This is a genomic window from Amycolatopsis aidingensis, assembly GCF_018885265.1.
GTDB classification, from domain to species: Bacteria; Actinomycetota; Actinomycetes; order Mycobacteriales; family Pseudonocardiaceae; genus Amycolatopsis; species Amycolatopsis aidingensis.
The window spans coordinates 3,245,064-3,268,884 of sequence record NZ_CP076538.1; the positions used below are offsets into that span (position 1 = coordinate 3,245,064).

At 71.4% G+C, this 23,821-nt stretch carries 28 protein-coding genes and 1 pseudogene; 17 read left to right on the forward strand and 12 right to left on the reverse strand.

From position 1 onward, the window contains the following. Positions 1-99 precede the first annotated feature (99 nt). From KOI47_RS15270 to KOI47_RS15280, 3 genes are all read left to right on the forward strand, one after another. Positions 100-930: a pentapeptide repeat-containing protein gene (locus KOI47_RS15270; RefSeq protein ID WP_216216623.1), complete on the forward strand. Its 831-nt coding sequence runs from the start codon at positions 100-102 to the stop codon at positions 928-930. A gap of 70 nt (positions 931-1,000) precedes the next feature. After that, on the forward strand, positions 1,001-1,540 hold the full coding sequence (locus tag KOI47_RS15275; RefSeq protein WP_408629910.1) for a DinB family protein: 540 nt from the start codon (positions 1,001-1,003) through the stop codon (positions 1,538-1,540). Positions 1,541-1,637: 97 nt separating this feature from the next. After that, a complete protein-coding gene (locus KOI47_RS15280) occupies positions 1,638-1,859 on the forward strand; it encodes an MbtH family protein (protein WP_216216625.1) in 222 nt (73 codons plus the stop codon). A 13-nt stretch (positions 1,860-1,872) separates the two neighbouring features. Here the strand turns inward: KOI47_RS15280 and KOI47_RS15285 are convergent, their stop codons facing one another. After that, a complete protein-coding gene (locus KOI47_RS15285; RefSeq protein WP_232376755.1) occupies positions 1,873-2,076 on the reverse strand; it encodes a hypothetical protein in 204 nt (67 codons plus the stop codon). 214 nt (positions 2,077-2,290) lie between these two features. On the opposite strand from KOI47_RS15285, the gene KOI47_RS15290 reads away from it, so the two are divergent. Both KOI47_RS15290 and KOI47_RS15295 read left to right on the forward strand, forming a co-directional pair. Then, positions 2,291-3,976 (forward strand): BCCT family transporter, encoded by a 1,686-nt coding sequence (locus KOI47_RS15290; RefSeq protein WP_216216627.1) that lies wholly within the window; start codon positions 2,291-2,293, stop codon positions 3,974-3,976. 32 nt (positions 3,977-4,008) lie between these two features. Continuing rightward, positions 4,009-4,482: an Hsp20/alpha crystallin family protein gene (locus tag KOI47_RS15295; RefSeq protein ID WP_216216628.1), complete on the forward strand. Its 474-nt coding sequence runs from the start codon at positions 4,009-4,011 to the stop codon at positions 4,480-4,482. Here the strand turns inward: KOI47_RS15295 and KOI47_RS15300 are convergent. After that, positions 4,479-5,006 (reverse strand): bifunctional nuclease family protein, encoded by a 528-nt coding sequence (locus KOI47_RS15300; RefSeq protein WP_332461465.1) that lies wholly within the window; start codon positions 5,004-5,006, stop codon positions 4,479-4,481. The genes KOI47_RS15295 and KOI47_RS15300 overlap by 4 nt on opposite strands. A gap of 345 nt (positions 5,007-5,351) precedes the next feature. Between KOI47_RS15300 and KOI47_RS15305 the strand changes: the two genes are divergently transcribed. Next, entirely contained in the window at positions 5,352-6,278 is a 927-nt protein-coding gene (locus tag KOI47_RS15305) for a trypsin-like serine peptidase (RefSeq protein WP_216216629.1), read from the forward strand. 27 nt (positions 6,279-6,305) lie between these two features. Here KOI47_RS15305 and KOI47_RS15310 read toward each other — a convergent pair whose 3' ends face one another. Both KOI47_RS15310 and KOI47_RS15315 read right to left on the reverse strand, forming a co-directional pair. Further along, the gene (locus KOI47_RS15310; RefSeq protein WP_216216630.1) at positions 6,306-6,803 is read right to left on the reverse strand and encodes a hypothetical protein; all 498 of its coding nucleotides are present in this window, start codon (positions 6,801-6,803) and stop codon (positions 6,306-6,308) included. 3 nt (positions 6,804-6,806) lie between these two features. After that, positions 6,807-7,676 carry a CDP-alcohol phosphatidyltransferase family protein gene (locus tag KOI47_RS15315; RefSeq protein WP_332461466.1) on the reverse strand — a complete coding sequence of 290 codons (870 nt, stop codon included), beginning with the start codon at positions 7,674-7,676 and terminating at the stop codon, positions 6,807-6,809. Between the two features lie 82 nt (positions 7,677-7,758). Here KOI47_RS15315 and KOI47_RS15320 point away from each other — a divergent pair, with 82 nt between their 5' ends. The 6 genes from KOI47_RS15320 to ribA are packed head-to-tail and all read left to right on the forward strand — an operon-like array spanning position 7,759 to position 12,680. Beyond that, positions 7,759-8,736 carry a zinc-dependent alcohol dehydrogenase gene (locus tag KOI47_RS15320; RefSeq protein WP_216216631.1) on the forward strand — a complete coding sequence of 326 codons (978 nt, stop codon included), beginning with the start codon at positions 7,759-7,761 and terminating at the stop codon, positions 8,734-8,736. 24 nt (positions 8,737-8,760) lie between these two features. Then, positions 8,761-9,159 carry a 6-pyruvoyl trahydropterin synthase family protein gene (locus KOI47_RS15325; RefSeq protein ID WP_216216632.1) on the forward strand — a complete coding sequence of 133 codons (399 nt, stop codon included), beginning with the start codon at positions 8,761-8,763 and terminating at the stop codon, positions 9,157-9,159. Then, positions 9,156-10,241 carry a glycosyltransferase family 4 protein gene (locus KOI47_RS15330; RefSeq protein ID WP_216216633.1) on the forward strand — a complete coding sequence of 362 codons (1,086 nt, stop codon included), beginning with the start codon at positions 9,156-9,158 and terminating at the stop codon, positions 10,239-10,241. Before KOI47_RS15325 ends, KOI47_RS15330 begins: the two co-directional genes overlap by 4 nt. Beyond that, complete coding sequence (locus tag KOI47_RS15335) at positions 10,238-11,068, forward strand: methyltransferase domain-containing protein (protein WP_216216634.1); 831 nt, start codon at positions 10,238-10,240, stop codon at positions 11,066-11,068. Before KOI47_RS15330 ends, KOI47_RS15335 begins: the two co-directional genes overlap by 4 nt. A gap of 2 nt (positions 11,069-11,070) precedes the next feature. Further along, the gene (locus KOI47_RS15340) at positions 11,071-12,063 is read left to right on the forward strand and encodes a lysylphosphatidylglycerol synthase domain-containing protein (protein ID WP_232376756.1); all 993 of its coding nucleotides are present in this window, start codon (positions 11,071-11,073) and stop codon (positions 12,061-12,063) included. Further along, positions 12,060-12,680: a GTP cyclohydrolase II gene (gene ribA, locus KOI47_RS15345; RefSeq protein WP_216216636.1), complete on the forward strand. Its 621-nt coding sequence runs from the start codon at positions 12,060-12,062 to the stop codon at positions 12,678-12,680. The genes KOI47_RS15340 and ribA overlap by 4 nt, the downstream gene beginning before the upstream one ends. On the opposite strand, the gene KOI47_RS15350 is transcribed toward ribA, so the two are convergent. From KOI47_RS15350 to KOI47_RS15360, 3 genes are read right to left on the reverse strand one after another with little or no spacing between them, the layout of a single operon-like run. Next, complete coding sequence (locus tag KOI47_RS15350) at positions 12,650-13,396, reverse strand: creatininase family protein (protein WP_216216637.1); 747 nt, start codon at positions 13,394-13,396, stop codon at positions 12,650-12,652. The two genes, ribA and KOI47_RS15350, sit on opposite strands and share 31 nt — an antisense overlap. Continuing rightward, the gene (locus tag KOI47_RS15355; RefSeq protein WP_216216638.1) at positions 13,393-14,088 is read right to left on the reverse strand and encodes a RibD family protein; all 696 of its coding nucleotides are present in this window, start codon (positions 14,086-14,088) and stop codon (positions 13,393-13,395) included. The genes KOI47_RS15350 and KOI47_RS15355 overlap by 4 nt, the downstream gene beginning before the upstream one ends. Further along, positions 14,085-14,624 carry an ArsR/SmtB family transcription factor gene (locus KOI47_RS15360; RefSeq protein WP_216216639.1) on the reverse strand — a complete coding sequence of 180 codons (540 nt, stop codon included), beginning with the start codon at positions 14,622-14,624 and terminating at the stop codon, positions 14,085-14,087. The genes KOI47_RS15355 and KOI47_RS15360 overlap by 4 nt, the downstream gene beginning before the upstream one ends. 87 nt (positions 14,625-14,711) lie before the next feature. On the opposite strand from KOI47_RS15360, the gene KOI47_RS15365 reads away from it, so the two are divergent. Then, on the forward strand, positions 14,712-15,953 hold the full coding sequence (locus KOI47_RS15365) for an MFS transporter (protein WP_332461467.1): 1,242 nt from the start codon (positions 14,712-14,714) through the stop codon (positions 15,951-15,953). Here the strand turns inward: KOI47_RS15365 and KOI47_RS15370 are convergent. After that, on the reverse strand, positions 15,950-16,780 hold the full coding sequence (locus KOI47_RS15370; RefSeq protein ID WP_216216641.1) for a class I SAM-dependent methyltransferase: 831 nt from the start codon (positions 16,778-16,780) through the stop codon (positions 15,950-15,952). The two genes, KOI47_RS15365 and KOI47_RS15370, sit on opposite strands and share 4 nt — an antisense overlap. 94 nt (positions 16,781-16,874) lie before the next feature. On the opposite strand from KOI47_RS15370, the gene KOI47_RS15375 reads away from it, so the two are divergent. Together KOI47_RS15375 and KOI47_RS15380 are read left to right on the forward strand one after the other, a co-directional pair. After that, positions 16,875-17,444 (forward strand): helix-turn-helix domain-containing protein, encoded by a 570-nt coding sequence (locus KOI47_RS15375; protein WP_216216642.1) that lies wholly within the window; start codon positions 16,875-16,877, stop codon positions 17,442-17,444. Positions 17,445-17,448: 4 nt separating this feature from the next. After that, positions 17,449-18,072 (forward strand): NUDIX domain-containing protein, encoded by a 624-nt coding sequence (locus KOI47_RS15380; protein WP_216216643.1) that lies wholly within the window; start codon positions 17,449-17,451, stop codon positions 18,070-18,072. 8 nt (positions 18,073-18,080) lie between these two features. Here KOI47_RS15380 and KOI47_RS15385 read toward each other — a convergent pair whose 3' ends face one another. Both KOI47_RS15385 and KOI47_RS36385 read right to left on the reverse strand, forming a co-directional pair. After that, a complete protein-coding gene (locus tag KOI47_RS15385) occupies positions 18,081-18,953 on the reverse strand; it encodes an erythromycin esterase family protein (RefSeq protein ID WP_408629937.1) in 873 nt (290 codons plus the stop codon). Next, positions 18,941-19,273: pseudogene (locus KOI47_RS36385) on the reverse strand (erythromycin esterase family protein); the annotation flags it as partial. The gene KOI47_RS15385 and the pseudogene KOI47_RS36385, both read right to left, overlap by 13 nt. A 48-nt stretch (positions 19,274-19,321) precedes the next feature. Between KOI47_RS36385 and KOI47_RS15390 the strand changes: the two are divergent. Next, a complete protein-coding gene (locus tag KOI47_RS15390) occupies positions 19,322-20,029 on the forward strand; it encodes a TioE family transcriptional regulator (RefSeq protein WP_216216644.1) in 708 nt (235 codons plus the stop codon). A 62-nt stretch (positions 20,030-20,091) separates the two neighbouring features. Continuing rightward, positions 20,092-21,321 carry an IS4 family transposase gene (locus KOI47_RS15395; protein ID WP_216205352.1) on the forward strand — a complete coding sequence of 410 codons (1,230 nt, stop codon included), beginning with the start codon at positions 20,092-20,094 and terminating at the stop codon, positions 21,319-21,321. A gap of 365 nt (positions 21,322-21,686) precedes the next feature. Here KOI47_RS15395 and KOI47_RS15400 read toward each other — a convergent pair whose 3' ends face one another. Both KOI47_RS15400 and KOI47_RS15405 read right to left on the reverse strand, forming a co-directional pair. Then, the gene (locus tag KOI47_RS15400; RefSeq protein ID WP_216214400.1) at positions 21,687-22,784 is read right to left on the reverse strand and encodes an IS630 family transposase; all 1,098 of its coding nucleotides are present in this window, start codon (positions 22,782-22,784) and stop codon (positions 21,687-21,689) included. A 43-nt stretch (positions 22,785-22,827) separates the two neighbouring features. Beyond that, positions 22,828-23,619 (reverse strand): AfsR/SARP family transcriptional regulator, encoded by a 792-nt coding sequence (locus tag KOI47_RS15405; RefSeq protein WP_216216645.1) that lies wholly within the window; start codon positions 23,617-23,619, stop codon positions 22,828-22,830. Between the last annotated feature and the right edge of the window lie 202 nt (positions 23,620-23,821).

The following is a 23,821-nucleotide window of genomic DNA, read 5'->3' on the forward strand; positions in this document are numbered from 1 at the left end:
AGTCCATAGTGGATTTTCGTGCTGACCCCGGCGCGGCGGTCGTGGGTGGCCGGGTGGAGAATGAGGTGGTCGGTTGCCGTGCGGGAGGAGATGATCAGAATGTCCGGGGTGCATGCGGCGACCGACGAGCGGGCCCGGCTGCGGGCGGACTGCGCGAATTGTTTCGGGCTCTGCTGCGTGGCCTTGCCGTTCGCGGCCACTGCCGACTTCGCGGTGGACAAGGAGGCCGGTACGCCCTGCCGGAACCTGCGGCCGGATTTCCGCTGCGGCATCCATGCCCGGCTGCGCGAGGAGGGCTTCGCGGGCTGCACGGTGTTCGACTGCCAGGGGGCGGGGCAGCAGGTTTCCCAGGTCACCTTCGCCGGCCGGGACTGGCGAACGGAGCCGGAGCTCGCCGGGCAGATGTTCCAGGTGTTCGCGGTGATGCGCCAGTTGCACGAGCTGCTCTGGTACCTGGCCGAGGCGCTGGCGCTGCCGGCCGCCGCCCCGGTGCACGCACAGCTGCGCAGGGCGCGGGCGAACATCGAAGGACTCACCAGCGGCGAGGCGGCCATGCTCGCCGGGCTGGACGTGGCGGGCCTGCGCGCCGAGGTCAACCCGTTGCTGCTACGTACCAGCGAGCTGGTGCGTGCCGGGGTACCCGGCCGCCGGAAGAACCGCAGGGGAGCCGACCTGATCGGGGCCCGGTTGCGCGGCACGGACCTGCGCGGGGCGAACCTGCGCGGGGCCTACCTGATCGCGGCCGACCTCAGCCGGGCGGACCTGCGCACCGCCGACCTGATCGGGGCCGATCTGCGCGATGCGGACCTGCGCGGCGCCGACCTCACCGACGGCATCTTCCTCACCCAGCCACAGGTGAACGCGGCCAAGGGGGACGCAGCGACCAGGTTGCCCCGCGGCCTCGAGCGTCCCGCGCACTGGCGGGCCTAGCCTGTGCCGAAGCAGGCGGGCGGCCGGAAATCAGTGGTGGATCCGCGGCAAGAGGCCGATGATCGCCGGTATGCCCACCGATATGTTCGTCGACCCGGACCATGACCCTCGGGCCGACCCGCCTGCTCGCGCGGGAGAGCGGGAGACCCTGCTGGGGTTCCTGCGCTTCCAGCGCGCGACCCTGGAACTGAAATGCGGCGGCCTCGAGGCCGCGGACCTGGCCCGCCGCGCCGTGGAGCCCTCCGGCCTGTCCCTGCTCGGGCTGGTACGGCACCTGGCCGAGGTCGAGTGCGGCTGGTTCCGGAACGTGCTGGCAGGCCAGGAGGCGCCGCCGCTGTTCTGCTCTGCGGCCGAACCGGACGGGGACTTCACCGGGGCGGTGGCCGACCCCGCGGTGGTCGCCGAGGCGTGGCGGGCCTGGCGGACCGAGGTGGCCTTCGCCGACCGGTTCGTGGCTCAGGCGCCGGACCTGGAGGTCACCGGCCAGGATCCCTGGCGGGGGCCGATCTCGCTGCGCTGGGTACTGGTGCACATGGTGGAGGAATATGCCCGGCACAACGGCCACGCCGACCTGCTGCGGGAGCTGATCGACGGCGCGGTGGGCCAGTAGCGGCGACCGGCGTCACCTGCGCTCGGCATGGCCATGGCCACCGCTCCTGGGTTAGGCTCGCCTACGGTTTGCCCGGAGGCGAGGAAGAGGACCGAGGATGACCAATCCCTTCGACGACGAGAACGGCCGGTTCCTGGTGCTGGTGAACGCGGAGAACCAGCACTCGCTGTGGCCGGCCTTCGCCGAGGTCCCCGCCGGGTGGGAGATCGTCAAGTCCGAGTCCAGCAGGCAGGAGTGCCTGGACTACGTGGAAGAGAACTGGACGGACATGCGCCCGAAGAGCCTGGTCGAGGCAATGGAAGGCGGCAAGGCCGGGTAACCCTGCGGCGGGCTCAGCCCGCCCGCCGGGTAGGTGCCGCGGCGTCCAGGCCGTCGGCGGCGCGCAGCCCGAGCGCATCCAGTAACTGAGCGCAGTCCTCTGCGTCGCGAGCGGCGGAGGCCACGGCGCGGGCCGCCCGCCTGCGCTGGGCCGGGTCGACGGCCGGTTCCTCGGCCGGTGGCGCCTGCGGGATGGGGTTCTGCTGCTGCCTGCTCATCATCGACCTCCTCTCCCCGGTCGGACTCTGCCCGGTCGGGGCCACCCGGCAGGTACCCGCGCGGGGCCGCGGGGAAACCGGCATGTTTGCCGCGCCGGCGCGCGGGGAACCTGGGGATCCAGGAACGGCCGCCGTCTTCACCCCGAGCGAGCGGCCGTTCCTGCCGTCGGGCCTGTGAGCGGGAGTAACGAGCGCGACGAAGGAGGGCAGCCGGATGCCCACAGCCGAGAACCAGCCGCCTGCCGGCCCGGTACGGCGGTACCTGCGCGCCCACACCAATCCGCCGGTCTTCCTTGTCTCGGTCGCGTTGGTGCTGGTCTTCCTGGTGACCGCGCTGGTGTTCACGCCGGCGATCGAGCAGGGCGCGAACGCCGCACTGGAATTCATCACCGGCAAGCTGGGCTGGTTCTACGTGCTGGCCGCCACCTTCTTCCTGGTGTTCGTGCTCGGTGTGATGCTGAGCCGGTACGGGCGGCTGCGGCTCGGTCCGGACAACTCCAGGCCGGAGTACCGCACGCTGCCCTGGTTCGCCATGCTGTTCACCGCCGGGATGGGGATCGGGCTGGTGTTCTACGGGGTCTACGAGGCTCCCTATCACCTGCGCAACGCGCCCATCTCCGGGTCCGGCGAGGAGGCCGTCACCCAGGCGATGAACTACACGATCTTCCACTGGGGCCTGCACCCCTGGGCGATCTACATCGTGCTCGGCCTTTCCATGGGCTACTTCTGCTTCCGCAAGGGCCTGCCGCTGCGCCCGGCATCCGGCTTCTACCCGTTGATCGGCGACCGGATTCACGGCTGGGTGGGCAACCTGATCGACGTGCTGGCCGTGTTCGGCACCCTGTTCGGCCTGGCCACCTCACTCGGCCTCGGTGCCCAGCAGGTCAACGCCGGGTTGTCCGAGGTGTTCGGGCTCGCGGTCAATCCCACCGTGCAGGTCGCCATCATCGCCCTGATCACGGCGGTGGCCGTGGTGAGCGTGATGCTCGGCATCAACAAGGGAATCCGCCGGTTGTCGGTGGTCAACCTCGGCCTCGCCCTGCTGGTGATGGCCTTCATCTTCGCGGTGGGGCCGAAGCTCTACATCCTTACCGGCCTCGCCGACTACACCGGGTTCTACCTGCAGAACCTGGTCGGTTCCAGCTTCCAGGTTTTCAACCAGGATGCCCAGCCGGAGGCGGCGAGCTGGCAGGCGACCTGGACGTTGTTCTACTGGGGTTGGTGGATGTCCTGGTCCCCGTTCGTCGGGATGTTCATCGCCCGGATCTCCTACGGCCGCACGATCCGCGAGTTCATCGGCGGCGCCCTGTTCGCGCCGGTCGGCGCCTCCATCGTGTGGTTCACGGTGCTGGGCGGCACCGGCCTGCGTTACCAGCAGGACGGCACGGTCGACATCGCGGGCGGGGCCCCGGAGAGTGCTCTGTTCACGCTGGTGGGCGAGTTGCCCATCGGGCCGGTGCTGGCGGTGCTGGTATCCCTGCTCACCGTGCTGGTGGTGACGCTGTTCTTCGCCACCTCGTCGGACTCCGGTTCCCTGGTGGTCGACATGCTCACCAACGGCGGTGACCCGCATCCGGTCCGCGGCCAGCGACTGTTCTGGGCCGTCACCGAGGGCGCCGTGGCGGCCGTGCTGCTGTGGATCGGCGGTTCGACCGCACTGGACGCGCTGCAGTCGGCGGCGATCACCGCCGGCCTCCCGTTCGCGGTGGTGCTGCTGTTCCTGTGCGCCGGGCTGGCCAGGGCCTTCCGCGGCGAGCGGCTGGCCGCCGCGCCCTCGGCATCCCGGCTGGCGACCCCGGACGCGCGGGTGCACGACGCCACCAAAGGAGAGCCGGTCACCGACTCCGCCACCGGCCGGCCCGCACGGCGGCCGCGGGGTGGCCTTTCCAGCCGTAGTTGATCCGGGCCGCGCACAGAGAGGAGGCGATCACCATGCCCGGGCGAGGCCGCAAGTTCCGCAACCCGTTCCGCGGTGTGATCGACGGCGTCAGCGAGATGAACCGGATGGCCGACCGGATGACCGGCGCGGACGGCGGGCCGGTCGAACAGCAACCACGCGGGTACGCCAACGCGTGGAGCCCGGCGACCGATATCGTCGCGCGCGGATCGGACCTGCTCATCCGCTGCGAGCTGCCAGGGGTGCACCTGGACGATGTGGATGTCAGCCTGTCCCGCGGCACCCTGACCATCGCAGGGGAGCGCAGGCAGGACGATGCGGACACCGAGGTCTACGTGCGGGAACGGGCCTACGGCCAGTTCCGCCGGGACATCACTCTGCCGGAAGGAGTGGGCGAGGAGCACATCGAGGCGGAACTCGTCGAGGGACTACTGCGGGTGACCATCGCCGGTTCGGCAGGCGCACCCGGTTCCACCCGGATCGACGTCCGCGGGAGCCGGACCGGTTAGTTGTCCCGGAAATCCTCGGGGTCGGCCTGGTCGAGCAGGGCACGGAAATCCTCGATCTGCCGCTCCTGCTCGCCGGTCGTCATCGAGGAGCCGGGGTCGGCCGGGTCGACCGTGTCGGCCAGCTCGATATCCACCGCGGCGGTGTCCAGTACGGTCTCGGCGACCTCCACCGGCACCCCGGCCCGCAGCCCGATGGCCACGGCGTCGCTGGGCCGGGCGGTGACCCGCAGGCCGTCGTCCAGCACCAGGTCGGCGAGGAAGATTCCGTCGCGCAGGTCCGTGACCTCCACCCGGACGAGGGTGCGGCCGAAGGCCTCCAGCACCCGGCCGATCAGTTCCACGGTGCCCGGCCGGGGGTGCTCGACCTGCTGCTGGGCGGCGAGCAGCGCTTCTGCCTCCGGCGCGCCGATCGCGATGGCGAGCCACCGCTGGTCGCCAGCGGTCTCCCGCAGCAGCATCACCGGCGCCGTTTCCGGTGGTACCAGCACCACCCCTTTGACGTGCATCGGGACCACAACACTCACCGCGCTTTCGGTAGTTGACGACGATACTGGCATTGTCGGATACCCGGAGGCCAGTAGTGACTACCGCCGATCCCGGTAACACTTCGGCCACGCCCGGCGACCGCATCCTAGGGTCCCGGTCGGATGCCGGCAGGGCGGACCCGCCTTCGGAGCAGGAGCACGGGGGTATTCGGGCCAGCGGATATTACGCCACTCGAATGCTCGTGAAGCATTTCCTCCATTTGGACCTCAGTTAGCCGGAATAGGCCGTGCTAGCTTTGTCCGGCGCATCGGACATTTCTGTGGTGCGTGAATCCTTCTCCCATCGCGAGGGCAACCATGTTTCGTTACAGATCTGCTGTCGCCATGACCGCGGGACTGGTCACGGCATGCTCGATTGTGCTGGCCCCGGCGGCCAGTTCCGCGCCGGATGTCGCCGGGCTCGACCCTGCAACCCCGGTTTCCGACGACGGCCGGGTGGGCTCCGCCGTCGCTTCCTCGTCCGGCGCCGAGGAAAAGGGTGACGCCAGTGCGGGATTCGCAGGCACCGGCGATCTCGCTGACGCCACCGGGGTGAACACCAAACCCGACCCCGCCGCCGATCCCGCCGGTGCGGACGGGGACGTCCAGGCCGGGTCGATCATCGGGCCGGACGGCCGCAGCCGGGTCAACGACACCACCACCTATCCCGCGCGCGCCACCGTGTACCTGACCTACACCAAGCCGGGCGGCTCCACCAGCTGGTGCACGGGCTGGCTGTACGCGCCGAACGCGGTGGCCACCGCGGGCCACTGCGTGCACAGCGGGGGCTCCAGCGGGGACTGGAACTACGGGTTCACCGTGTACCCCGGCCGCAACGGCGGCTCCTCCCCGTACGGCAGTTGCACCGTGGACACCAAGTACAGCGTGCTGGGCTGGACGAGGGACCGTAACACCGAGTACGACTACGGTGGCCTGAAGCTGAACTGCACGGTCGGCGACACCGTCGGCTGGTACGGCATGCGGTGGCAGAGCGCCTCCTACGACGGGACGCTGATCTTCAGCAGGGGCTACCCGCAGGACAAGCCGCAGGCAACGCAGTGGTTCACCTCCGACGAGGTGCGCCAGTCCGATACCCGCCAATTGCGCTATCAGCTGGACACCGTCGGCGGGCAAAGCGGTTCGCCGGTATACATGTTCGGCTGTGAGGGTTACTGCGGAATCGCCGTGCACACCACGGGCTATTCGAACCACAACCGCGGGACGAGAATAACGGAGCAGGTTTTCAACAATTACCAGAGCTGGAAGAACTGAGTCCTCGGGGATGGTGTGCGGCCGCTTTCAGCGCGGCCGCACACCATCCTCCTGCGCGACCACGGCCGCCTGCGGCCCGCCGCCGGGGCAGTCGGGCCCATTCGGGTAGCGCATCGCCGGTTCCACCTCGGCCGAATCGGTGAGCACCGTGGTCCCGCCCTCGCCGGTCAGGGTGAGCGTTACCCGGACCAGCGCCATCGGCAGCTCCGGCACGGTGGCGAAGCCGTGCAGCTCGCCGGTGGGGGCGGCCTGTGCCCCGCATACCTCGCCGGCGCAGGTGGAGCTGACCACACCCTGCGAGGGGCGCAGGGTCAGCTCGGGGGTGTGGCAGGAGTCCCGCCAGCACACCTCGATGGCTGCCGAGTCCACTGTGGACGCGAGTGGTTCGCGGACGTCCACGGCGATCCCGACCGGCGTGCCGATGTCGGTGCAGGCTCGCCCGCCACCGGTCCCGGAATCGGCCCCGCAACCGGCCAGCGCGGCCGCGCCGAGCAACACCAGGACCTGTCTGCCGTACCGTGTCATGCCCTACAGACGGGAGCGGGTACGGGAACGGTTGCAGCGGGCGGCCCGTTGCCCGCGGTTGCCAACCAGCCAGCCGAGATCCCTGCCGAAGGACCAGGTCAGCGCGGCCAGTGCCAGGGCGGTCCCGGCCAGGGCCACCGGTGGGGGGAACACCTCGGAGGCCGCGGCCACCAGGACGATCCCCTGCGCGGCCGCGACCGTCTTACGGCCGGGGCGCGGCGGCAGTGGGGCGCGCAGCCACGGCCATACCACCCCGGCCGCGAGGAAGGCGTAGCGCATCAGGCCGATCGCCAGTACCCAGCCGCCGAGCGAGCCGGCCACCAGTGCGCTGAGCACCAGGATCAGCGAGGCGTCGACCTCCATATCGAACCGGGCGCCCAGCGGGGAGGCGGTTCCGGTGCTGCGGGCGACCTTGCCGTCCACCGCGTCCAGTACCAGCGCGATGGTGGCCAGTGCGACCAGCGGGACGGTCGGTGCCTTGCCGGTCATGGCCTCGGCGGCGAGTGCGGTGACCCCGCCGGTGAGCGTGGCCCGTACCAGGGTGACCTGGCTCGCGGGCCCCAGCGGGCCCCGGCCGCGGCGCAGCGCCAGGGTGAGGGCCAGGTAGACCGCGAGGCCGTAGCCGCCGCCTGCCAGCCAGCCTGCGGCACCGAGGCCGGTGGTGGCCGCCAGCAACCCCAGCAGCACCAGTTGCAGGACGAGGCCACCGGCGGCGGTCCGGTGCCCGCCCGCTGTGCACAACCCGACCTCCAGCGATGAGGGGCCCGCGGGCCCCGGCTTCCGTGGCCGCGCAGTGTAGGCGGCCACCGGGCCGAGCGGAAACGCGTGATCGAAGTACCTGATCCGGCCACCGCCGTCGGCAGGGCGGCCCACGGTCCACTTGGTATGCTCGCCGACGAGCCTAGCTGGAGCGCATGCGGCGTCAAGGTCGCTGACCAGCACTGGAGGACTGCCAATGGGGGGCGCAGCCCACGCCTTCTGGGTTCGCGCGCGCGGCCAGGGCGAGATCCGCCCGGTCGAGCTGCCCGAGCCGGGAGCCGATGAGGTGCTGGTGCGCACGCTCTACTCCGGGATCAGCAGGGGCACCGAGGCGCTGGTGTTCCGGGGCGGTGTCCCGCAGAGCCAGTACGAGCTGATGCGGGCGCCGTTCCAGGAGGGTGACTTCCCGGCCCCGGTGAAGTACGGCTACCTGAACGTCGGCGTGGTCGAGCGGGGCCCGGACGCGCTGCGCGGCCGGACGGTGTTCTGCCTGTACCCGCACCAGACCCGGTATGTGGTCCCGGCGGCCGCGGTGACCCCGGTGCCGGACCCGGTTCCCGCGGCACGGGCGGTACTGGCCGGTGCGGTGGAGACCGCGGTGAACGCAGCCTGGGACGCCGCGCCCCTGCTCGGGGACCGGATCTCCGTGGTGGGGGCCGGGATGATCGGCTGCTGCGTGGCCAGGGTGCTGTCCCGCTTCCCCGGTACCAGGGTGCAGCTGGTCGACACCGACCCCGGGCGAGCCGAGGTCGCCGCCGCGCTCGGGGTCGACTTCGCCACCCCGCAGCGGGCCGCGGCCGAGCGGGACCTGGTGGTGCACGCCAGCGGCACCGAATCCGGGCTCACCCTGGCGCTGGAGCTGCCGGTCCGCGATGGCGTGGTGGTGGAGCTGAGCTGGTACGGCGACCGCAGGGTGGCCCTGCCCCTCGGCGAGTTCTTCCACTCCCGCAGGCTGGTGCTGCGCAGCAGCCAGGTCGGCACCGTGTCCCCGGCGCGGGCGGGCCGCAGAGACCACGCCGACCGCCTTGCGCTGGCCCTCGAACTGCTCGCCGACCCGGCCTTCGACGCGCTGGTCACCGGCGAGTGCCGGTTCACCGAGCTGCCGCGGGTGCTGCCCGCGCTGCTCGGCGATGAACCGGCCGCGCTTTGCCACCGTGTGGTGTATGACCGGTAGTCGAGCGGGCTGGAGGGCAGCGCGTTGTTCCAACTCACCGTCCGTGACCACGTCATGGTCGCGCACAGTTTCCGCGGGGAGGTCTTCGGCCCGGCGCAGCGGCTGCACGGCGCCACCTTCGTGGTGGAGGCGACCTTCCGCAGGGCCGAGCTGGACCAGGACAACATCGTGGTGGACATCGGGCTGGCCACCGGTGAGCTCGGGCAGGTGCTCGGCGAGCTGAACTACCGCAACCTGGACGAGCAGCCGGAGTTCGCGGGCGTGAACACCTCGACCGAGTTCCTGGCCAAAGTGGTCGCGGACCGGCTGGCCGAGCGGGTGCACGCGGGCGGCCTCGGTGCGGGTGCCCACGGCCTCGCCGGGATCACCGTCACCCTGCGCGAGTCGCCGGTGGCCTGGGCCAGTTACGAGCGGTCGTTGTGACCGGGCGTGCCGCCCCGAGCTTCCTGCTGCCCGGTGAGGTGGACGATCCCACGGTGCCCAGCGGGGGCAACGTCTACGGCCGCAGGGTGTGCCGGGAGCTGCCCGCGCGGGCGGTGCCGATCGAAGGAAGCTGGCCGCGGCCGGAGCGGACCGCGCGTGCCGAGCTCGCCTGCGCGCTGCGTGCCGAGCCGGATGGCGCGGTCGTGCTGCTCGACGGGCTGGTGGCCTGCGGGGTGCCGGACATCGTCGTGCCGCAGGCGCGCAGGCTGCGGCTGGTGGTGCTGGTGCACCTCCCGCTCGGCGACGAGACCGGGTTGCCTGCCGAGCTCGCCGCGCGGCTGGATGCGGCGGAGCGGGCCACGCTGCGGGCGGTACCTGCCGTGGTGGCGACCAGCCGGTGGGCCGCGGGCAGGCTGGTCGAGCACCATGGCCTGGAAGCGGAAAGGGTGCACACCGTCGAACCGGGCACCGATCCGGCTCCGCTGGCCCACGGCACCGACGGCCGCTCCCGGTTGCTGTGCGTGGCCGCGGTCACCCCGCGCAAGGGGCTCGACCTGCTGGCCGAGGCCCTGTCCGGGGTCGCCGACCAGCGGTGGACCTGCGCCTGCGTCGGGGCGACCCGCCGCGACCCCGGCCACACCACGCGGCTGCGCGGGCTGATCGAACGCCACGGCCTCGGCGACCGGATGACCCTGGCCGGGCCGCGGGCGGGAGCCGAGCTGGCCGCCTGCTATGCCGCGGCGGACCTGCTGGTGCTGCCGTCCAGGGCGGAGACCTACGGGATGGTGGTGACCGAGGCGCTGGCCCGTGGCGTGCCGGTGCTGGCCACCGCGGTGGACGGGGTGCCGCAGGCGCTGGGCCTGACCCCGGACGGCGACCTGCCGGGCATGCTGGTGCCGCCGGATGACCCCGCCGCCCTCGGCGCCGCGCTGCGCGAATGGTTCGCGCGGGCCCGGCTACGGCACCACCTCCGGGTGGCGGCGCGGCGCAGGCGCGGCACCCTGCGCGGCTGGGAGGTCACCGCGCAGCGGCTGGCCGGGGTGCTGGCCGGGCTGCGCGGGGAACCGGGGAGGGCCGCGTGAGCAGCTCTGCTTCCCCCACCTACTCCGCTTCCTGGTTGCGGCTGCGCGAAGATGCGGATGCCCAGGCGCGGGCCATCGGGCTGGTGGCCGCCCTGCGGCCGCACCTGCCCGGCCCGCCCTTGCTGGTGCGGGACCTCGGCTGCGGCACCGGGTCGATGGGCCGGTGGCTCGCCGGATGGCTTCCCGGCCCGCAACGCTGGATCCTGCACGACCACGACCCCGGCCTGCTCGCCGCGGCCGCCGCCGCGCAACCGGAACGCGCAGCCGACGGCACCCCGGTCGACGTGCGCACCGAGCAGGGCGACCTCACCGAGCTGCGTGCCACGCACCTGGCCGGCACCTCGCTGGTGACCGCGTCGGCACTGCTGGACCTGCTGACCGCCGAGGAAGTCGCCGGGCTCGCGGCGGCCTGCACCGGGGCCGGGTGCGCCGCGCTGCTGACCCTCTCGGTGACCGGTCGGGTCGAGCTCACCCCGCCCGATCCGCTGGACGCCGAACTCGCCGCCGCCTTCAACGACCACCAGCGGCGCAGGATGCACGGCAGGCGGCTGCTCGGGCCGGACGCGGCCGAGATGGCCGCCGCGGCCTTCCGGCACGGGGGAGCGACCGTGTGCAGGCAGCCCAGCCCATGGCGGCTTGGCGCGGCCGAGGCGGCGCTGGCCGGGGAATGGCTGCGGGGCTGGGTCGCGGCCGCCGTGCAGCAGCGCCCTGACCTGGAACCGGCCGCCACGGACTACCTGCACCGGCGGCTGCGCGGCTGCGCCGAGGGCGCGCTGCGGGTGGTGGTCTGGCATGAGGACCTGCTCGTGTTGCCGGCGGGGGGATGAGCGTGCGGCGGCGTGTGCTGGCCTGGCTGCGCCCGGGTGCCGGGCTGGCCATCCTCGGCGTGCTGCTGTGGCAGCTGGGCACCGAGGCAGTGGTGGACGGCCTGCGGGTGATCGGGTTGCGCGAGCTGTTGCTGGCACTGGCGATCGGGCTGGCCACCACGGTGCTCAGCGCATGGCGCTGGTGCCTGGTGGCGCGGCGGCTGGGGCTGTGGCTGCCGCTGGGCAAGGCCGTTGCGGACTACTACCGGGCGCTGCTGCTGAACGCCTTGCTGCCCGCGGGCATGCTCGGCGATGTGCACCGCGCGGTGCGGCACGGCAGGCAGGAGGGCGACCTCGGGCTCGGCGTGCGGGCGGTGGTGCTGGAGCGGGCCGCGGGCCAGGTGGTGCTCGTCCTCGCCGGGGTGGCGGTGCTGCTGGCCCGGCCGGCCGTGGTGCCCGCCGAGTTCCGCGGCCTGGTCACCACCTCCGGCGTGGTGCTCGTCGGGCTGGCCGCCCTGCTGCTGGTGCTCGCGCTCACCGGCGGTGGACGGGGCAGCGGCGGGCCGCGGTGGCGCCGGGTGTGCACCGCGTTCGGCGCCGAGGTCCGGACCGGCCTGCTCGCCAGGGACGCCTGGCCGGGGGTGGCCGCGCTCTCGGTCGCCGCGCTGGCCGGTTACCTCATCCTGTTCCTGATCGCGGCGAGGGCGGCCGGATCGGTCGCACCGGCAACCCAGCTGCTGCCCCTGCTGGTGCTCGCGCTGCTCGCCATGGGGCTGCCGGTGAACATCGGGGGCTGGGGAGCCAGGGAGGGCACCGCGGCACTGGCCTTCGGCGCGGCCGGGCTGGGTGCGGCGGAGGGACTGACCACGGCGGTGGTCTACGGGGTGCTCGCGCTGGTCGCGAGCCTGCCCGGCGCCGGGGTGCTGCTGCTCGGCAGGCGGTACGGCGGCCGCGTTCTCGACCCGCGGCGGGCGCACTGCGCCCGGACGCCCGTACGGATTGGACAGTCGACATGACGCAACCGCGCCCGGCCCTGCGCCGGACCGTGGAAACCCGGATGCCCACCCCGGCAGGGAACTTTCGCGCGATCGGGTACCGGGACCCCGGGGACGCGCACGAGCAGGTGGCGCTGGTGCACGGCGAGGTCACCGCGGGCGAGGTGCTGGTGCGGGTGCACTCGGAGTGCCTGACCGGGGACGTGTTCGGTTCGACCCACTGCGAATGCGGGGAGCAGCTTTCCGCGGCCTTGCACGAGATCGTAGCGGCGGGCGCGGGCGTGCTGGTCTACCTGCGCGGGCACGAGGGCAGGGGGATCGGGCTGCTGGCGAAGCTGAAGGCGCTGCGGCTGCAGGACGAGGGCATGGACACCGTGGAGGCGAACCTGGCGCTGGGTCTTCCGGTGGATGCCAGGGACTACCGGCTGGCCGCGGAGATCCTGCGTGACCTCGGGGTGCCCGCGGTACGGCTGCTTTCGAACAACCCGCGGAAGGTGGCCGCCCTGCGGCGGTACGGGATCCGGCTGGTCGAGCGGGTCGGCCTGCTGGCCGAACCGAACGAGGAGAACCTGCGCTACCTGCGCACCAAGCGCGAGCGGCTGGACCATCACCTGCCCCACCTCGACGTGCCCGGCTGATCGAGCACGGCGAGCAGTTCGCCGAAGGCCGTCACCAGGCCGGCGAGCAGCAGGCGGCCCTTCTCCGCTGAGGCCGCCGATGGGCGGCCGACCACCCCGGACTCGCTGTATGCGGCGAGGCCGAGGGTGAGCAGGTGCTCTCGCCCTTCGGCGAGGTGATCGGCGGCGGCGTAGCCGGGGCGGACAAGGTGCGGGTGGGCATGCAGCAGCAGCGAGGTCTCCAGTTCGCCCGCGTGCATATCGCTGCGCGCCGGGGTGACGATCCCGGCGGCGGCGCGCGCCCCGGCCAGCGCCTCCCCGGTGGGGAACAGTGCCATCCGGTAGCCTGCCGGCCCGGCCTCCTGGACTACATTGGACAGTACGTAGTTCCCGCCGTGCCCGTTGACGAGCACCAGCCGCTCGATCCCGGAGCGGCGCAGTGACTCCGCCACATCGGCGACGATCGCGTGCAGGGTGCGCGCCGAGATGCTCACCGTGCCGGGCCAGGCGGCGTGCTCGTGCGAGCAGGAGATGGTGACCGGCGGCAGCCGCAGTACCGGGTGGGCGGCGGCGATCGCGCCCGCGATCGTCGTCGCGATCACCGTGTCGGTGGACAGCGGCAGGAACTCGCCGTGCTGCTCGAAGCTGCCCACCGGCAGCACGGCGACCCGCGCGTCCCGGTCGCGTTCCTCGGTCGTGGTGCTCACCGGCAGCAGCTGCCCGTCGAACCCGCTCATACCTCGCCTTCCGTTCGGTGCTCCGGCCTGCCTGGCCCGCCCTCGCCGCCGGTGATCAGATAGCGCAGCAGGACGACATCGCCGAGCCTGCGCACCTCGGCCAGGGTCAGCGGGTGCCGCGCGTCCTGCGGGAACCTGCCGGGGTGCACGAACCGGGGAGCGTCCGGATCGCCGACGAAGAAGGGTGCGCAGACCAGTTGCAGCTCATCGGCGAGTCCCTGGGTGAGGAACATGGTGTGCATCGCGCCGCCGCCCTCGACCATCAGCCGCCGTACCTTCCTCGCGGCCAGGTCGGCGAGCACCCGCCGCGGGTCGAGTGGGTCCCCGGCGCCGATCACGGTGGCCACCCCGCCGAGCCGTTCCCGAACCGCGGGGACGGCGGAGCCGGGGGTGTAGACCAGCTTGCCCGCCCGCCCGGTGGTGAAGAACCGGGAGGCAGGGTCGAGCCGTCCGCTGGCGGTGACGGTGACCTTCACCGGGTCGGCCGGCACTCCGAACCGCACCGTGAGCCGGGGGTCGTCGGCACGGATCGTGTTGGCCCCGACGAGGATGGCGTCCACCCCGGCCCGCACCTGATGCACCCGCTCGACGTCCTCCTGGTTGGAAAGCACCAGCCGGGTCGCGCTGCCGTCGTCGATGTACCCGTCCAGGGAGACGGCAACGGAGAGCAGTACGTAGGGGCGGGCGGTCATTCGGCGAGCCGGTGCAGCAGGACGATCCCGCCGTGCGCCGGTTGGTCGAGCCGCTGGTCGTCGGTCTCCACGTACTCGTCGATCACCGCGCAGATGCGCCGGTCCAGCTCGGCCACGTCCGCCGCGGACAGGTGCAGCATGAACCGCGCGTATGTGCGCAGCGATTCCGGGCCCGCCTCGGCGAACTCCTCCTGGAATGCCTCCAATGGGGTGGTGCCCGCCTCGGTGACCGGGATGCTCAGCCACCAGGTGTGGGTGGTCGAGCGGTAGGGCTTCTCCAGCGCGCCGCTCTCGCCGGTGCGCACCTCGGCCTGCGCGAGCAGCCCGGCCTCGATCAGCTGGCGGACGTGGTAGAGCACGGTGCCGGGGTCCCGGCCCAGCCGGTCGGCCAGTTGCTTGTTGGTCATCTCCTGCTGCCGGCACAGCCGCAGGATGCGTTGCCGCAACGGGTGCCCGAGGGCCTTGGCCTCGGCGGCCGTGACCGCACGTCGTTCCCGCGGACCAGGCGTGGACTCCTCGGCGTGCTGATCCCGCATGGCCGCAGGGTAGCCCATGGCGGGCGCGCCGACGGCGTCGAACCGGCAGTGATTGAGAAAAGTCCATCGATGTGGGATTCTCCATCAGTGTCGAACCTCGGTGCCGCCTACTGGCGGCTGTGGACCTCCTCCGGCCTTTCCAACCTGGCCGACGGGCTGGTGAAGGTCGGCCTGCCGCTGGTGGCCGTGCAGTTCACCCGGTCCCCGACGTTGATCGCGGGGCTGGCCTTCGCGGCGACCGTGCCCTGGTTGCTGTTCGCCCTGCCGGCGGGCGCGCTCGCCGACCGGCTGGACCGTCGCCGGGCGATGCTCGGCGCCAACCTGGCGCGCGGGCTGCTGCTGACCGCTCTGGCGCTGGCCGTGCTGCTGGATCTCGGCTCGATCTGGGCGCTGTACCTGGTGGCGCTCGGTCTCGGCCTTGCCGAGACACTGCACGACACCGCGGCGCAGTCGATCATGCCGCAGCTGGTGCCCGGCGAGCAGCTGTCCCGGGCGAACGGGCGGCTGTACGCGGTGGAGCTGACCGCCAACGAGTTCGCGGGCCCGCCGCTGGCCGGGTTCCTGGTGGCCACCGGAGCGGTCCTCGCGCTGGCGGCGCCCGGTGTGCTCTGGGTACTGGCCGTCGGCGTGCTGCTGCTGGTGCGTGGCCGGTTCCGGATCGAGCGCGAGCGCGGCACCACGCTGCGCGCCGATATCGCCGAGGGGCTGCGCTTCCTGTGGCGGCACCGGCTGCTGCGCACGCTCGCCGCGATGACCGGAATGATCAACTTCGCCAGCACCGCGATGACCAGCCTGCTGGTGCTGTACGTGGTCGGGCCCGAGTCCCCGATGGGGCTGTCCGAGCGGGCCTACGGGGTACTGCTGGCCACGGTGGCCGCCGGGAGCCTGCTCGGCTCCTTCGGCACCGCCTGGTTCGAGCGGCGGCTCGGCAGGGCCCGCTGCCTCGTACTGTCCATTGTGGTCTCCGCGCTGCTGGTCGGCATACCGGCCGCGACGGCGGACCCGTACCTGATCGGTGCGGGGTTCTTCCTCGGTGGCGCCGGGATCATCGGCTGGAACGTGATCGTGGTCTCGCTGCGCCAGCGGATCACCCCCGAGCGCCTGCTGGGCCGGGTGAACAGCGGGTGCCGCCTGCTCGCCTGGGGCGCCATGCCACTGGGTGCCGCCGCGGGCGGGCTGCTGGCGGAGCTGCTCGGGTTGCGCGCGGTGTTCGCCGTGATGGCGGCGGTGGTGCTCGCCGCGCTCGCCGGTATGCGGATCGTGACCGATGCCGCGATGCATGCCGCCGAGCGCGACGGGCGCGAGGCCGCCGTTGCCGTTCCAGGCTAAGGCCTGTTCCGTCCGAAGTGGACTGTCTTGGTGGCCAGCAGGAACAGGTCGGCCCGCCGGTCGATGCCGTCGGGATCGTCCGGATCGAGCAGCCGGTCCAGTGTGGTCAGGTCATCCTGGTCAAGGGACTCGGCCAGCGCCTCGCGCATCCGCTGGAACCACAACCGCACCCACCGCCGCGGTTGCTCCGCCAGCGGAGCCGGATGCTCCACCAGGAAGCTCTTGCTGTAGGTACCGGTGAGTCCGGCCGCCCGCAGCAGCCGCGGCCAGTGCTCCACCACCGGGACCGATCCTGGCAGCTCCGCCCGCATCCGGTCGAACGCCTCGGCCATCGCGGCGTCCAGCCTTGCCTGCAGGCCGGGCCGCCCGAAACCGAGGTCGCGCGGCAGCCAGCGGGACGGCAGTCCACCCTCGGCGATGGCCAGCACCCCGCCGGGCTCCAGCAGCCCGGCCAGCCGGTTCAGCGCGTCCTGCTGGTCGGCGACGTGATGGACCGTCTGCCCCGACCACACCAGGTCGGCGCGCGGGAGGCCGGCGAGGTCCGCGGGGAACTCCGCGACGCTGGTGCGCAACCGCACGCCGAGCCGGTCCGCTCGCCGCTCGGCGCGGGCCAGCAGCTCCGCGGAGCCGTCCACCGCGGTGACCTCGGCCCGCGGGAAGGCGGCGGCCAGCTCACAGGCGGCGACCCCGGGGCCGCTGCCGACGTCCAGCACCCGCAGGGGGTCGTGTTCCCGCAGCTGCCCGATGGCCTGGTGCAGGTAGTGGTCATGTGCCGCGCCCTCGAGCTCCAGCAGGTCGGCCATCGCGGCCCAGTCGTGCTCGTTCATCCGTCCCTCCAGCACATCGGTTCTCGCCCGAAACCGATCCTGCGCGCGGCCCGGCCGGCTTGACAAAGCTTGTTGCTGTTTCTGCAATAAAGGGATGGAAGACGTACTCGCCGGCGTCGGGCCGCGGCTGAAGCACATCCGCCAGCAGCGCCGGTGCACACTCGCCTCGCTCTCGGAGACCACCGGGATCTCCGTCAGCACCCTGTCCAGGATGGAGTCCGGACAGCGCAAGCCCAGCCTGGAGCTGCTGCTGCCGATCGCCAAGGCCCACCAGGTACCGCTGGACGAGCTGGTCGGTGCTCCGCCGGTCGGGGACCCCAGGGTGCGGCTGAAGCCGGTCCGGCGCGGGGACTTCACGGTGGTGCCGTTGACCCAGCAGCCGGGCGGGCTGCAGGCGTACAAGATGGTGATCGGGACCCGTCGCCGCACTCCCGATCCACAGGTGCACGAGGGCTACGAGTGGTTGTACGTGCTCAGCGGCAAGCTCCGGCTGTTGCTTGCCGACCACGATGTCGTGCTCGGCGTGGGTGAGGCCGCGGAGTTCGACACCCGCCTGCCGCACTGGTTCGGCAGCACCGGGGAGGCACCGGTGGAGATTCTCAGCCTGTTCGGGCCGCAGGGGGAGCGCATGCACGTGCGGGCCAAGCCGCGCATGCGATCATGACGCAATGCCGCTGGGTGGGGACGAGGGTGAGCCCGCCACCGGGCCGTGGGTGCGCCGCGCAGGCCGCATCCTGGCCGCGGCCCCGCCGTGGGCCACGCTGCACCTGGACAGTGTGCTGCGCCCGGACGGCTCACCGGGGGAGTACGCCTGGGTCGAGGCGCCGGACGTGGTCCGTGTCCTGCTGTTGTTGCCCGGCCGCATGGCCGTGGTGGTGCGGCAATGGCACTACCTCACCGGCCCGGCGTGGCAGCTGCCCGGCGGCACCGTGGACCCCGGACTGGACGGCGAGGCCTCCGGTGCGCGGGCACATGCCGCCGCGCGGGAGCTCGCGGAGGAGACCGGGATCCGTGCTGAGCGGCTGATCCCGCTCGCCAGCTGGGAACCGGCACCCGGCCTCACCCCGATGCGGGTGCACGTCTATCTCGGCAGCGGGGTGGCGGGCACCGGCACGGCGCGGCCGGAGCCGGGCGAGGCGGACCTCGAGGTCCACCGGGTGCCGCTGGCCGAGCTGGTTGCCGCCACCATGGACGGCAGGCTGCGCTGCGCCGCCAGCGCGGCCGCCGTGCACGCGGCGCACGGCGGCCACCTTCCGCCCGGTTCCCGGCTCCCGGATGCCGGCGGTCCGTGACCGGCGGGCTATCCCGCTCCGGCAGCCGTTGTGCCTTCGCTGATGTGCAGGATCGCGTCCGCGGATCCGACGGTCGCCTCCTCCAGCGGGAAGTAGCCGCGTTCCGGACTGGTGTCGTCGCGCCGGTGGGCTGTGCCGACGGCGTCGGCCGTGCTCAGTCCCCAGCCGCTGGTCCGGGCCTGTAGCAGGCCCTCATAGGTATCCGGCTCGGGATCCGGCAGGTCGAGTGCCGCACTGCGGCCGAGGCTGCCCGCGATGAAGGTGTACTGCTCGCCAACCAGTGAACCCACGATGGCGCCCGCGCAGAACCAGTCCAGGTCCAGCTCCGGCATCCGCATGCGGCTGCTGCCTCGCTGCAGGTGCAGGTTGTGCGCATAGACCAGTGTCGGCCCGCGCCGGGCCTCGATGCGCCGGATGTCCAGCAGGTTCTGGGCCATGAGCGCATCCCGGACGGCAAGCAGGCGGGACACCCGCGCGCTGTGCTCCAGGGGCTGTGCCGCCTGCTTGTGGTACCGCAGCAAGCCGAGGCCCGCGGTGAGATGTGTTTCGGCCCGGAACCATTCGGCGCGTGAGGTCGCCGCGATCAGCTCCGGGGCGCGTATGTAGAGCTCGGTGCGCAGGTCGTCGGCGACCGAGCGGAGCTGCTGTGCCTCGGCCGTGGCGCCCACCGACCTGGCCGGGTCCAGGATCGCCTCCTGGCGGTTCCAGCGTTCGTCCGCACCGGTGAGGCTCGCGAGGTCGAGGTCGAGCCGCAGGTAGTCGCGGGCATGTTCGAGGTAGCTCCGCGGCTGGGTGCGGTGGTGTTCTCGGTCGGAGCGTCGAAGCCGTGCAAGGTGACCTGTTCGGCAGGCGGCCGGTTCCGGTTGTACTCGCGTATCCAGCTGACCAGCTGCCGGTTGGCCGCCAGTTCGCCGAAACCGTGGGAGAAGCCTTCGCTCATCGCCGTCTCGAGGGTCCCGGAGCCGTCCCGCACGAAGTCGTTCACGGTGAGCGCGGCCACGCGGTCGGTTTCCAGCGCGATCGACCGGAAGCCGTGCTCGACCAGCGAGGCGAACAGTTCGTTGCGGATCCGGGGGAAGGCGGGTTCCTGGTGGGTGGGTTCGCCGAGCGCCAGCAGTTCGCCGGAGCCCGTGCAGAAGTGTCGGATGTCCTGGCTCATGTGGCTCAATCGTATCGTTGAAAGAACGGTTGAGACTTTCATCGCGTTGAACCTGGGATTGTGCAATAAAGTCTCAACCGGGTGATCGACATGAGACCAGCTGACCTTGCGCGAGGGCAGGGCATCTCGACCCAGGCGGTCCGCAACTACGAGCGGAACGGGTTCATCCCGCCCGCCGGGCGCACTCCTGCCGGCTACCGGGTCTACACCGAGGTGCACGTGGCGGCGCTGGCCGCTTTCCGCGCGCTCGCGGCCGCGTATGGGCACGCGGCGGGCGGCCAGATCATGAACGCGGTCGGGGATGGCGAGCTCGACCGCGCGCTGCTGATCATCGACCGGGGTCACGGCCAGTTGCTCCGCGACCGCGAAACCCTCGATACGGTCCGGAAGGCGGTGAATCACCTGGCGGCGGGGCCGGAGGCGGCCGGCGCGGTGGGGGATGCCGAGACCCGGACCATCGGCGAACTCGCGCATCGGTTGCGGGTAACCCCCGCGACCCTGCGCAAGTGGGAAGAGGCCGGCATCCTCGTCCCCGAGCGGGACCCGGCCACCGGGTACCGCCGGTACCGGGCAACCGACATCCGCGATGCCGAACTCGCCCATCTGCTTCGCCGCGGTGGCTACCTGCTGGACCACATCTCCACCGTGGTGCGGCAGGTCCGGACCGCGGGCGGCACCACGGCGCTGGCCGCCGCCCTCGATGACTGGCAGGCACAGCTCACCGCGCGGGGACGTGCCATGCTCGACGCGGCCGCCCGGATCAGCCAGTACCTGAACCTGCTCAGTGAGCGGGCGTGACCGCGGCCGCCCGCTAGGCCCAATACCGCTTAGTTTGGTTGGTTTGGGTTGTAGGGTGGTGGGTGCCCAGGCCAGGACAGAGCAGGTCGTCGTCGGATGAGCGGCTGCCGGATCGGATCGCGATCGGGGTGCTGACGAAGGCGTTTCCTCCGGAGTTGGTTGACGAGGTGCTGGCTGTGACGGGGCGGGGTGAGCAGCGGAAACGATTGTTGCCTGCCCGGGTGGTGGTGTATTTCGTGCTGGCGATGTGCCTGTTTAGCCGGGAGGGCTATGAGGAGGTCACCCGGCTGTTGACGCAGGGGCTGGCGTGGGCGCGGCGGTGGCGGGGCCAGTGGCAGGTGCCCACGACGGGGGCGTTGTCGCAAGCACGGGCCCGGCTGGGGCCGGAGCCGTTGAAGGCGTTGTTCGCCCGGGTGGCCGCTCCGGTGGCGACCGCGAGCACGGTCGGGGCGTGGTATCGCGGCTGGCGGCTGGTCGCCGTGGATGGCACCACGTTCGACCTGCCCGACACGCCGTCCAATGTGGATCACTTTGGTCGTCCCGGTAACTCCCGCGGCGAAGGACAAAGTGCCTATCCTCAGGCGCGGGTGGCGGTGTTGGCCGAGTGCGGCACGCATGCCATCTTTGCCGCCACGGCCGGGCCGCTGGCCACCCACGAGACCGCCCTGGTCCGGGAGTTGTTCGGCGAGCTGGCCTCCGGGATGTTGCTGGTGGCCGACCGGGCGTTTCTGGGCTTCGACCTGTGGCGAGCCGCCGCCGGCACCGGAGCCGACCTGCTGTGGCGTGTGCGTGCCAACGCGGTCCTGCCCGTGGTCGAGCAGTTCGATGACGGTTCGTATCTGTCGGAGATCGTCGCCGCCCGCGACCAATATCGGCGTGCTGATCCGATCACGGTCCGGGTCGTGGAATACACCCTCGGCACCGACGAGACCGTCTATCGGCTGGCGACCACCATCCTGGACCCCCAGTCCGCTCCGGCAGCGGAACTGGCCGCGCTGTATGCCCAACGCTGGGAGATCGAGACCGCCCTGGATGAGGTCAAAACCCACCAAGGCGGCTCGAACTTCGTTCTGCGCTCCCAACACCCAGGCGGGGTCGAGCAAGAGATCTACGGGTTCCTGCTCACCCACCACGCCCTGCGGTCACTGATGCACGACACCGCCCACGCCGCCGAGATCGACCCTGACCGGCTCTCCTTCCTCCGCACACTGCGCATCGCCCGCCGCCAGGTCACCGACCAGGCGGGTTTTTCCCCCGACACATCTGAAACGATCACTACAAGCGGCCCGTGACGAGATCCTGCGCTACCTCATCCCACCGCGCCGCCGACGATCGAATCCCCGCGTGATCAAACGCAAAATGTCCAACTGGCGCCTCAAACACATCCACCACCGGAACCCGCCACCACCGGCCGACCCTGAGATCACCATCGTCGCCGCCACCAAACCCCACCGAACCCCACGAAATCACCTAAATAAGCGGTATTGCACCTAGGCCGTGTTTAAGAAGGCGCGCGGTCGCCGAACCCGTCTACGGGCCGCGACTCGGTCATGGCTGGTGCGCCGGGTGGGCAGGCGGCCCGCAGCCGGGTTCGCGAGGCCTGCGGCCGGACGCGCGCCCGCGCATCACCTCAGGCAGTCACCTTCTTAAACAGCGCCTAGTGTCCTGCGCCTGAAATGCGTTGTAGATATCGGGCGAGGGAGTCGAGGATCTCTTCGGCGGTCTTGCGCCAGACGAAGGGTTTGGGGTCGGCGTTCCACCGCTGGATCCAGTCGCGGACGTCCTTCTCCAATCCCGCCACACTGGTGTGGGCTCCGCGGCGGGTGAGCTGGTCGGTGAGGTAGCCGAACCAGCGCTCCACTTGGTTGACCCACGACGACCCGGTCGGGGTGAAATGCACATGGAAGCGCGGATGCCGTGCCAGCCACTCGTTGACGATCGGTGTTTTGTGGGTGGCCAGGTTGTCGCAGACCAGGTGCACGTCGAGGTCGGCGGGCACCGCCTTGTCGATGCTGGTGAGGAACTTCTTGAACTCGGTGGCGCGGTGGCGGCGATGCAACTCGGTGATGACCGTGCCATCGGCGATGTTGAACGCCGCGAACAGGCTGGTCGTGCCATGGCGAGCGTAGTCGTGGGTGCGTCGCTCCGGCATGCCCGGCATCATCGGCAGGACCGGCTGGGACCGATCCAACGCCTGCATCTGGGACTTCTCGTCGACACACAGCACCACCGCCCGCTCGGGCGGATTGTGATACAGCCCGACAACATCCACGACTTTGCGCACGAACAGCGGATCCGTCGAGAGCTTGAACCCGTCCACCACATGGGGCTTGAGGTCGAAACGCCGCCAGATCCTGCCCACAGTCGAGCGCGACAGCCCGGTGCGCTCGGCCATCGAAGCCCGCGACCAATGCGTGGCGTTGCGCGGCGTCTGTTCCAGAGTCAAGGCAACCACTTCCTCGACCTGGTCCAGCAGGATCGACGGCGGACGCCCCGGCCGCGGCTCGTCAGCCAACCCGGCCAAGCCATGCTCGATGAACCGACCCCGCCACTTGGCCACCGTCGGCACCGACACCCCCACAGCGGCAGCCACATCCTTATTGAACGCACCCGGCTCCGCACACGCCAGCACAATCCGACACCGCAACGCATACGCCTGCGTCGACGTCGCCGCCCGCGCCCCACGCACCAACTCCCGACGATCAGCCTCGCTCACCGTCAACTCAGCCTTCTTCGGCCGACCGATCCGCGCCATCCCCGAACCATACATTTACACAAGCCAATTCAGGCGCAGGACACTAGGGCTCCACGCCGCGCAGCACCGCCTGCTGGGTGGCCCGCAGCTGCTCGCCGGGTTCCAGGCCCAGCTTGTCGATCAGGGTGCGGCGCACCCGCTGGTAGGCGGCCAGTGCTTCGGCCCTGCGCCCGCACCGCCAGTGCGCGACCATCAGCTGCAGGTGGATCGACTCGCGGAGCGGGTGCCGCCGGCACAGGCTCTCCAGCTCGTCGGCCACCGCCGCATGCCTGCCCAGCCGCAGGTCGGCCTCGATCCGGCGCTCGATGACCGAGAGCCGGGTGCAGTCCAGCGACTCGGCGTACCTGCCGAGCAGCCCGATATCGGTGAGATCGGCCAGCGCCGGGCCACGCCACAGCACCAGCGCCTCGTCCAGCAGGCTCGAGGCGCGTTCCGGTTGCCCCGCGGCGAGGGCCCGGTCGCCCTCGGCGGCAAGGCGCCGGTAACGGTGCAGGTCGATCTGCTCCGGCGGCACCCGCAACAGGTAACCGTTCGAGCAGGTCTCGATCAGCTGTGCCGGCCCGGCGGATCCCGCCCCCGCACGGGGTAGCAAGGCTTTGCGCAGCGCCGCGATGTACACCTGCACCGCGGCCACCGCCCGCGCGGGCGAGCGATGTTCCCACAGGTCGTCGACCAGCCGGTTGACCGGGACGAACTCGTTGGCGTGCAGGATCAGCAGTGCCAGTACGGCGCGTTGCTTGGGTGCGCTCGGCGTGCATGGCCTGCTTGCCCGGTACACCTCAACCGGGCCGAGCACCCGGAACTCCAGTTGTCGGCGATTCGGCTGTTCGGGCATATGTTTTCCCCCAAGCGGCCCCAGACGCGCGGTCTCGCGTTTCGCTGGAATTGTCGAGCATTCGCGACGGCGACGCTAGCGGTTCTTAATCGTGCCTTTGGGGCGTTTCCCTAGATTCGTACCGTCCCGAGACGCACCGCTCGACCGATCTTAACGGCTGCGGAGTCCGGGCGGTTGGTCTCCAACCACGCCCCTGCATAGG

What these genes read in the sequence shown, in the direction of transcription:
- KOI47_RS15270 (WP_216216623.1), top strand. Translation starts at nt 100, where the DNA reads ATGTCCGGGGTGCATGCGGCGACCGACGAGCGGGCCCGGCTGCGGGCG.
- KOI47_RS15275 (WP_408629910.1), top strand. Translation starts at nt 1,001, where the DNA reads ATGCCCACCGATATGTTCGTCGACCCGGACCATGACCCTCGGGCCGAC.
- KOI47_RS15280 (WP_216216625.1), top strand. Translation starts at nt 1,638, where the DNA reads ATGACCAATCCCTTCGACGACGAGAACGGCCGGTTCCTGGTGCTGGTG.
- KOI47_RS15285 (WP_232376755.1), bottom strand. Translation starts at nt 2,076, where the DNA reads ATGAGCAGGCAGCAGCAGAACCCCATCCCGCAGGCGCCACCGGCCGAG.
- KOI47_RS15290 (WP_216216627.1), top strand. Translation starts at nt 2,291, where the DNA reads ATGCCCACAGCCGAGAACCAGCCGCCTGCCGGCCCGGTACGGCGGTAC.
- KOI47_RS15295 (WP_216216628.1), top strand. Translation starts at nt 4,009, where the DNA reads ATGCCCGGGCGAGGCCGCAAGTTCCGCAACCCGTTCCGCGGTGTGATC.
- KOI47_RS15305 (WP_216216629.1), top strand. Translation starts at nt 5,352, where the DNA reads ATGACCGCGGGACTGGTCACGGCATGCTCGATTGTGCTGGCCCCGGCG.
- KOI47_RS15310 (WP_216216630.1), bottom strand. Translation starts at nt 6,803, where the DNA reads ATGACACGGTACGGCAGACAGGTCCTGGTGTTGCTCGGCGCGGCCGCG.
- KOI47_RS15320 (WP_216216631.1), top strand. Translation starts at nt 7,759, where the DNA reads ATGGGGGGCGCAGCCCACGCCTTCTGGGTTCGCGCGCGCGGCCAGGGC.
- ribA (WP_216216636.1), top strand. Translation starts at nt 12,060, where the DNA reads ATGACGCAACCGCGCCCGGCCCTGCGCCGGACCGTGGAAACCCGGATG.
- KOI47_RS15350 (WP_216216637.1), bottom strand. Translation starts at nt 13,396, where the DNA reads ATGAGCGGGTTCGACGGGCAGCTGCTGCCGGTGAGCACCACGACCGAG.
- KOI47_RS15355 (WP_216216638.1), bottom strand. Translation starts at nt 14,088, where the DNA reads ATGACCGCCCGCCCCTACGTACTGCTCTCCGTTGCCGTCTCCCTGGAC.
- KOI47_RS15360 (WP_216216639.1), bottom strand. Translation starts at nt 14,624, where the DNA reads ATGCGGGATCAGCACGCCGAGGAGTCCACGCCTGGTCCGCGGGAACGA.
- KOI47_RS15370 (WP_216216641.1), bottom strand. Translation starts at nt 16,780, where the DNA reads ATGAACGAGCACGACTGGGCCGCGATGGCCGACCTGCTGGAGCTCGAG.
- KOI47_RS15375 (WP_216216642.1), top strand. Translation starts at nt 16,875, where the DNA reads ATGGAAGACGTACTCGCCGGCGTCGGGCCGCGGCTGAAGCACATCCGC.
- KOI47_RS15380 (WP_216216643.1), top strand. Translation starts at nt 17,449, where the DNA reads ATGCCGCTGGGTGGGGACGAGGGTGAGCCCGCCACCGGGCCGTGGGTG.
- KOI47_RS15390 (WP_216216644.1), top strand. Translation starts at nt 19,322, where the DNA reads ATGAGACCAGCTGACCTTGCGCGAGGGCAGGGCATCTCGACCCAGGCG.
- KOI47_RS15400 (WP_216214400.1), bottom strand. Translation starts at nt 22,784, where the DNA reads ATGGCGCGGATCGGTCGGCCGAAGAAGGCTGAGTTGACGGTGAGCGAG.
- KOI47_RS15405 (WP_216216645.1), bottom strand. Translation starts at nt 23,619, where the DNA reads ATGCCCGAACAGCCGAATCGCCGACAACTGGAGTTCCGGGTGCTCGGC.